The organism is Dyella dinghuensis, from assembly GCF_003977615.1.
Lineage (GTDB): Bacteria > Pseudomonadota > Gammaproteobacteria > Xanthomonadales > Rhodanobacteraceae > Dyella_B > Dyella_B dinghuensis.
This window is the reverse complement of sequence record NZ_RYZR01000002.1, coordinates 1-1203: the sequence shown is the minus strand read 5'-3', so window position 1 is coordinate 1203 and position 1203 is coordinate 1. Positions and strand designations below refer to the sequence as shown.

Sequence of the window (1203 nt, the reverse complement as noted above, 5' to 3'; positions counted from 1 at the left end):
GATCCGGGCACTTGTTGTCGCACAGGTTCACGCCGTTGCGGAACTGCTTGGAGCAGTCCGGAGCAGCCGGCGGCGGCGGTGCTGCGGCAGCAGCCGGGGCCGGCACGGCACCAATGTGCGCAACGATGCTGAAGCCCAGGTACCAGTCGCCGTAACCGTTGTTCTGCGGCAGGGTCTTGTCGTCCCAGTCGTAGCGGTACGCAGCTTCCACGCGGAACTCGGCGCTGTCGGTGATCGACTTGGAAATACCCACGCCTGCCTGTGCAGCCGGATCCCAACCCTTGTCCAACGGGTTGTGGTGGTAGCTACCCATCACGCCGCCCATCAGGTACGGGCGCCAGGAGTTCCAGTCACCGAAGAAGTAGCGCGCGGCTACGCCGTAGTTGTTGTTCGACCAGTTGTTGCCCTGACCGAACACATCGCTGTCGGCTTTGCGCTTGGTGCGATCGACAAACAGTTCGACGGACACGTTCGACGAAATGAACTTGCCCACGCCGAGGCCATAGAAGAACTGGCGGCTACGGGTATCACGATCCGTGTCGTTGTAGTAGCCACCAACGTAAGGGGCGATATACCAACGATCATCGAAGCCATTCGGCCAGGCCGGGGCGTTGGTGCTGCTCGTGCTGCTGGTGTCACTGCTGCTAGCGGCCGGTGCAGCGGTGTTGTCCTGCGCGTGAACGGCACCTACGCCGCCCAGGGCAAGAGCGATCAAAAAGTACAGGCCCTTACGTTTCATCAGGTGTCTCCTCGGATTATTAGTGTTCGCGTCCATTCCACCCCAGACGGAAATCGCGCGGCAGAACTTATTAGGTTGCGGGGGACTTATTCGCTACCTTGCTTGATGTCCCTAGCAGCAAGCGCGGCGAAGTGTAGCAAAACTGTTAAGAGATTCGTACGCCAGTCTTTCCTACCATGCGCATTACCGGTGAAGCTTTGTTCAGCTACGCAAAGCATTAGCGACATAGCAATACAGTTCTTAACTATGTATTTAAGCGCAAGAAAAAGCCCGGCATATGCCGGGCTTTTCCGTAGTGCTTGAAGTCCAATTACTGCTGAACCTGCAGTTCCGTACGACGATTGCGAGCACGACCCGCTGCCGTCTTGTTGGTGTCGATCGGATCGTTCAGACCATGACCGATCGGACCTTCCAGACGGCTGGCGTCGATACCATGCGAGGTCAGGTAGTCGTACACGATCTTC

2 protein-coding genes are annotated in these 1203 nt (G+C 57.9%); both read right to left on the bottom strand.

Annotated features, from left to right (window positions below; genetic code table 11):
- A partial coding sequence (locus EKH79_RS19005) for an outer membrane beta-barrel protein (protein WP_233590123.1) occupies positions 1-739 on the bottom strand: 739 nt, incomplete at its 3' end.
- A gap of 310 nt (positions 740-1049) precedes the next feature.
- Positions 1050-1203: OmpA family protein (locus tag EKH79_RS01130; protein ID WP_484481979.1), on the bottom strand; the 154-nt coding region annotated here is incomplete at its 5' end.